Origin of the sequence: Candidatus Desulfatibia sp. (genome assembly GCF_036446775.1) — a bacterium.
Classification (GTDB): domain Bacteria; phylum Desulfobacterota; class Desulfobacteria; order Desulfobacterales; family UBA11574; genus Desulfatibia_A.
The window spans coordinates 1-6,623 of sequence record NZ_JAZFTO010000323.1; the positions used below are offsets into that span (position 1 = coordinate 1).

A 6,623-nucleotide genomic window follows, 5' to 3' on the forward strand; every position below is an offset into this window, starting at 1 on the left:
TCGATCTTTCAGGCCGTCTGCTTTCACTCTGTTTTTCAGAAGCTCATCAAAAACAACCTGATGGAATCGTAGATTTGATTGTCGGGCAATCTAAGCGTTTTGAGTTTACGCCGGCCCATGTGCTGAAATCCAAACTGTCAAAAGGATCGCTCAGCAGTCTTGTGTTTCAGACCAAAAACATCTTGAAAGAAATCACACAACGTGTTAACAACTGAATATTTATGTAAATTTTATGTTAAAATACTATCGTAACTTGCCGATTTTAAAATGATGAGAGACACTTATAATTTTATAATTTTGCTGGGCGTTTCATTGATGGCGTTGATGCTGGCAGCTTGTGCCAATCCTGATTCCATGGACGAAAAAGAATATCTTTTTCGGGTCGGAGACAGAGTTTTGACTGTATTAGATTTCAACAAAGCCTTTGAAATGGCGAAGACCGCTTATCCTCACAATGTAATGCAGGACCCGGTTGCTTTAAGGGAATTACGGTTAAGGCTTTTAAATCAGCTGACAGAGCAGATGCTTATTTTGGAAAGAGCTCAAGAGCTTGGGTTAGAAACATCCAAGTTGGAAGTTGAAAAAACTGTTTCAGATATAAAAAAAGACTATCCCGAGGATCTTTTCGAGCAGACGCTGCTTGAGTATGCTGTGCCTTATAATGCCTGGGAGGAAGGCTTAAAGAAACGCTTGCTCATAGAGAAGGTGGTTAACGAAGAGTTAAGCGGAAAAATCACCATTACTCCTGAAGAAATATCTAAATACTATGAGGGATATTACAAAGGAGACGGGTTAACTTCAGACTTTGAAGACAGATCAAAAAATATTAATGAAATAATAATAACCAATTTGCGCAGGAAAAAGTTGGAAGAAGCATACAAATCGTGGATTAAAAAACTTCAAAAAAAATACACGATTGAAGTTAACAAAGTGCAGCTTGAGAAGATAACCGGCTAATAAATAATAACCTAACCCGGATAAACCGGCCTCCGGCTCGTAGAGCCTACGCCTCGGAGAGAAAGAATAGCCACCAAGGCACCAAGACACAAAGAACAACTGTCTATTATAATTTAACTTCGTGTCTTGGTGCCTTGGTGGCGAAAATATTTTGTTAGATAAATCCTTCGCAAATATGATGTGATTTTGATAGATAGGTACTAAATGAACGTAAACAAAACGGGAAGAATTGATATCAATATGCAAGTTAGATATTTTCAAAAAATAGTTAAACATTCGGCTTTGGTGTTATTATACACTTTTCTTTTGTGTACGTTCAATTTCTATTTAATACCCGGAGCAGAAGGCGCCGAAACCGTTGATCGGATTGTTGCTGTAGTTAACAATGATATCATTACACTTTATGAGCTGAACCAGTCATTGCAGCCATATGCCGAGAGGGTCAAGGGATTAGGGTACTCTTCTAATAAAGAGCGTAAAATGCTCTTTAAGGTTCGGGAAGAAATTCTTAGAAAACTTATTGACGAAAAGATTGAAGATCAACAGATAAAACGCTTTAATATTGTCGTGAGCGAGCAAGAAGTCGATAAGACGATTGAGCGTATTAAAGAAATCAATTATTATACGGACGAAGAGTTTAGGGAGGGATTGAGCGCGGAAGGATTAACCATGGATGAGTATCGTGAGCGGCTGAAGGAGCAGCTGCTCAGGGTGAGGCTGGTTAATCGTGAAATAAAATCAAAAATCGTAATTACTAATGAGGATATAAAAACTTATTATGATAGCCACAGTGAAAAGTATGGCGGGGAGACAAAGTATCATCTCAGAAACATCCTGATGATAGTCTCTCCCTTGGCTGATGAGATAGAGAAACGTCGAGTTAAAGAAGAAATGGAAGCTGTCCTTGCCAAGATAAAGGACGGGGAGCCTTTCGAAAACATGGTGGCTGCATACTCTGAATCACCGCTGGCCTCTGAAGGTGGTGATTTGGGATTGTTCGCTCTTGATAAACTCTCACCGACTTTGCGAGAGGCCGTTAAAGATCTGAAGGCCGGTGAGCTGACCCCTGTGCTCGATACGGATCATGGCTATCAGATTTTTTTGGTCCAGGAGGTTATACAGACACCGGCCAAGCCTTTAGAGAAAGTAACACCCGAAATTGAAAGAATTCTCTTTGACAAGATTGTTGACGAAAGGTTTCAGGCATGGCTTGAAGAACTTCGTGAACACGCACACATAAAAACAATAAAATAATCTGAGACAGTTTGTTGCTTAGACTATGGTTGCGAATAAAAACTCTCTTTCATTTGGGCGTTATCTCAAGGCCGCCAGGCTTGCAAAAGAAATCGATCTTAAAAATGTTTCAGCGGAAACCAAAATCGGGATTAATTATCTCCTTCTTATTGAAAAGGAAGATCATGACCGGCTGCCTGCTGAAGTTTTTGTAAAGGGTTTTTTGCGGGCTTACGCCCAAGCAATTGAAGCGGATGGTGATGAGGTTGTTAAACGTTATCTGGAAAGCCGGCTTGATTTTCAGGAAACTGAAGACTTTGACGCCGATTTGAGAAGATCGGATCAAGCATATTGGCCACGTCTGTTTCTGTCTTTAGGGGTGCTTTCCGGTATTATCGTTTTGTCCGTAATTGTAATATCCTTGGTGCATAACAGACCCTCCGGCGATAATTCGGAATTGCAAGTGCCTGATAAAATTCATCGTGATACTTCCCCCAAGGATTTGCAGGTTTCGAATTTTGCGGTGGAAAAGCGTGAACAAACTGCAGAAAAAATGTTGCTGAAGATTGTCGGCGTTGATAAGACATGGCTGAAAATAGAGATCGATGGTCAGAGCGCCAGGGAGTATAGCCTGAAATCTGGTGATCTGTTAGAGCTTGAAGCATCTTCCGGATATAATTTATTGATCGGGAATGCTGCCGGCGTTCAAGTAACCTTAAACGGAAAACCCGTCGAGATATTGGGAAAGAGCGGCCAGGTCGTGAATCTCCAGATTCCGTAAATTGAACATTTTTCAAAGGTCTCAATAGTGATAATATGCATAATGACCGCACAAGGATACTAGTAGATAGCATCACGAGACTGCTGAGACGCGATGCAACCGTCCATCTTCGCAAGATTGTAAACAAGACACATGGGGCGGACCTGTCTATAGTATTTCGTTCGTTGTCGATTGCTCAACAGCTCCAGCTTTTTGCGATGATTGATGATATAGAACAGCAAGGTATCCTTTTCAGCGAACTCGATGAAGGCGCTTTCCTGGCACTCATTGAAGGCATCGAACTGGATAAAATCGTGGAAGTCCTGGATCACATGCCTACCGATGATGTGGCCGACCTGATCGGACAATTACCCAAGCAGAAGTCTGATGCTATTCTTGAAATGATGGAGAAGGAGGGGTCCGAAGAGGTTGAAGGGCTGTTGCATTACGATGATGATACGGCCGGCGGTATTATGAATCCGGATTTTGTCGCCTTAAGAGAGGAGACCACTGCCAGAGAGGCGATCGAATCACTGCAAAAAGAACACCTGGATGTGGAGATGCCGTTTTATCTCTATGCAGTGGATGAATACAGCAAGCTGGTAGGTGTCAGTTCCTTGCGACAGCTCGTGGTTGTGCCGCCTGAAAAGCGTCTTAAAGATTTCATGTCAACCGATGTGTTTTCCGTTGAAACCAGCATGGATCAGGAAGAAGTAGCCAAAATAGTGGCCCGCTACAATATCCTGGCAGTACCGGTGGTGGATGAGACCAATAGGCTGGTGGGTATCGTCACCGTGGACGATGTGATTGACATATTCAGAGAAGAGGCCACCGAAGATATTTTAAAAATGGCCGGCGTCGGCGAAGAGTTTGTGGAAACACAGTCTGTTATCAGAAGCACGAGGATTCGTTTGCCGTGGCTGTTTGCAAGCTGTATCGGCGGCATCATTGCATTTTTTATTATCAGTCATTTTGAAGGGAGTATAAAGAAATTTGCTTATCTTGCAGCCTTTATCCCCGTCATCATGGGTATGGGTGGAAATATCGGTACCCAATCCTCTACCATTGTTGTGCGTGGTCTGGCTACAGGGCGCCTTAACATAAGGGATATTTGGGCGGTAGTTTTTAAAGAGCTTTCCGTCGGGCTTATCCTGGGTGTATTTTATGGCTTTATGATCGGTCTGGTAGCCCAGCTTCAATACAGTACGCCGATGGTAGCCGTGTCTGTGGGCCTGGCCGTGATATCTTCCATGGCCGTGGCGGCGCTGGTAGGCTCCATAGTGCCCATGGGATTTGCAAGGATAAATGTCGATCCTGCCGTAGCTACCGGCCCTTTTGTGACGACAGCGATCGATATCGTCAGCGTTTATTTTTATTTTTGGATCGCTACAACTCTATTGGGTATATGAATAGATGTCGAGCTTTGAAACGCCTGCCATCATGCTGCGTCGCGTCGATTTTGGAGACTATGATCTCATCCTTACATTTTTTACTTTAAAACAAGGTAAAAAATCAGTAATTGCGAAATCCGCCAAAAAGAGCACCAAACGCTTTGCCGGTATCCTCGATCTCTTTTCCGTCTTAGATATAGTGTTCGGCAAGGGGCGGGGAAAAGGTATGCCGGTTTTACAGGAGGCCGCCTTAAAGCACCCGTTTGCCGGTATCCGATCCGATATTATCAAAACATCCTATGCCAGCTACTGGGCTGAACTGATAAATGAATGGACGGAAGAGGGCCAAAAGCTGGATCAGCTTTACTACCTGTTCAAGTACATTCTCGGAGAACTCGATCATGGACGCATGTCCGTAGCGGGGCTTTCCATCCTCTTTCAGCTAAGATTTTTGACAATATCCGGTTTGCAACCGAATTTAAGGTATTGCGGCAGCTGCCGTAATGAAATCGATGGGATCAATGAAAATAGTTTTGTCTTTGACCTGAAAAAAGGAGGTCTTGTCTGCAACGGCTGTGCGCCTGTTGCTTCAGGGAAGATATATCTTTCAAAAGGAACCATCAAACAGCTTCTTTGGGTCAAAAACGGAGATTTAACCAGGGCGGGCCGGATCAGATTTACTGCTCAAGCTTTAAAAGAAGGCCAGGCCTTTTTGGAGGCCTTTGTACCTTACCATATCGGCAAGGAGCTTCGGAGCTTAACGTTTCTAAAGCAGATACGGAAATAAACTAACGTTGCATTAATCTGTATAACTACCTATGAGGATAGGCGTAAGGCAGCCGCTTTTACGAGATCGATGCTGGATGCTTGATACTAGATGCTGGATATTCAGGAATGCTCTAATAGTGAAGTCCAAAAACATCCAGTATCTCTCCGAGGCGTAGGCTCTCTACGAGCCGGAGGCCAGGAACCAGTATCCAGAATCAGCCAATACTGGCAATGGTTTTCGTTGTAACGGCACAAATCGAATACATAATTTTATGCAACTTTAGGGTAAATATATGGCTGCATCGATGAGAAAAGTGCTGGAAGAATCGCCGGTTGAAACCTCGGCCCCGTGCAGGATTGATATGGGCGGAACCCTCGATATCAGTACGTTTTATTATCCACTGAAACACCTTAAGCCGTGCACCGTCAATATGGCCGTCGATTTGAGGACGCGTGTGCGCCTTCTTCCTTATCATCAGGGTATTGTCAAGGTGTCCTCAAAGGGGTTTGAAACCGCTGAGTATCCGATCGATCAAACCCCATTTGATCATCCGCTCGGGCTAATGTTTGCCGTGGCCGCCTACTTCAGGGCTGGAGGCGTGCATGTCGATATTGAATCGTCATCGCCTCCACGCAGCGCCTTGGGGGGCTCATCCGCGGCGGCCGTGGCCCTTGTTGCGGCATTTTCAAAGATTTTGCAAAAATCAGGCCAAAAACCGATTTCCCTACCAAAAACAGCTTTGCTTGCCCATGTACTTGAAGCCAGTGTGGCCGGTGTACCGTGCGGGTTTCAAGACCAGCTGGCCGCAGCATATGGCGGTGCTAACGTATGGTACTGGCCGGGAAGCCATCAAGGACCTTTGTTTAGAAAGAAGACCCTTATCAAAAAAAATAAATTAAAGGGCTTTGAACAGCATCTGTTGCTGGCGTACTGCGGTATACCGCACGAGTCCAGCGATGTGAATGGAAAATGGGTGCGGCAGTTTCTTGCAGGAAAGTATCGTGGACTTTGGGCAGAAATCGTAGTATGTACCCAGAAATTTGCAGAGGCGCTGGCACAGAAAGACATAAAAGATGCCTGTTCAGCGATGAACAGGGAAACGGCCATCAGGAGAAGGATGACCCCCGAGGTGCTTGACAAGATGGGGGTGGAGCTGGTTGAGTCCGCCATGGCAAACAACTGCGGTGCCAGATTTACAGGTGCCGGCGCCGGCGGTTGTTTATGGGCACTGGGTAAAGTCGAAGATATTGACAAATTAAAACATACATGGGAAGTTATTCTTTCGACAAGAAAAGAGGCCTGTATGCTTGATGCCAAGCTGGATTCTGATGGGGTGTTGTGAAGCGTTTGATTGGTTTTATTTACTCCTTGAAAAACCTGGTCTTCTGGGATAGGTTAGAGTTCTCCGGCTCTGCCTTGGAGTTTTGTGTCTAAAATCACAAATTCCAAGCACCAAATTACAAATAAATTTCAAATTCCAATATTCAATCGTTCGACCTCGAGGCCTTTCGGC

General features: G+C 44.4%; 7 protein-coding genes. All 7 read left to right on the forward strand.

The genetic code is table 11. From position 1 onward, the window contains the following. Positions 1 to 215 (forward strand): hypothetical protein (locus V3S16_RS15210; RefSeq protein ID WP_413886440.1); only part of this gene is annotated, 215 nt, incomplete at its 5' end. Between the two features lie 52 nt (positions 216 to 267). After that, entirely contained in the window at positions 268 to 957 is a 690-nt protein-coding gene (locus V3S16_RS15215) for a SurA N-terminal domain-containing protein (protein ID WP_413886442.1), read from the forward strand. 204 nt (positions 958 to 1,161) lie between these two features. Further along, positions 1,162 to 2,211: a SurA N-terminal domain-containing protein gene (locus V3S16_RS15220; protein ID WP_413886444.1), complete on the forward strand. Its 1,050-nt coding sequence runs from the start codon at positions 1,162 to 1,164 to the stop codon at positions 2,209 to 2,211. A gap of 25 nt (positions 2,212 to 2,236) precedes the next feature. Next, positions 2,237 to 2,971, forward strand: a complete 735-nt coding sequence (locus tag V3S16_RS15225) for a helix-turn-helix domain-containing protein (protein ID WP_413886446.1) — start codon at positions 2,237 to 2,239, stop codon at positions 2,969 to 2,971. A gap of 35 nt (positions 2,972 to 3,006) precedes the next feature. Continuing rightward, positions 3,007 to 4,359, forward strand: coding sequence for a magnesium transporter (gene mgtE / locus V3S16_RS15230; protein ID WP_413886447.1), 1,353 nt, complete (start codon positions 3,007 to 3,009; stop codon positions 4,357 to 4,359). Between the two features lie 4 nt (positions 4,360 to 4,363). Next, positions 4,364 to 5,128 carry a DNA repair protein RecO gene (gene recO / locus V3S16_RS15235; RefSeq protein ID WP_413886449.1) on the forward strand — a complete coding sequence of 255 codons (765 nt, stop codon included), beginning with the start codon at positions 4,364 to 4,366 and terminating at the stop codon, positions 5,126 to 5,128. 274 nt (positions 5,129 to 5,402) lie between these two features. After that, positions 5,403 to 6,452 (forward strand): galactokinase, encoded by a 1,050-nt coding sequence (locus tag V3S16_RS15240; RefSeq protein WP_413886451.1) that lies wholly within the window; start codon positions 5,403 to 5,405, stop codon positions 6,450 to 6,452. The last annotated feature ends 171 nt before the right edge of the window (positions 6,453 to 6,623 follow it).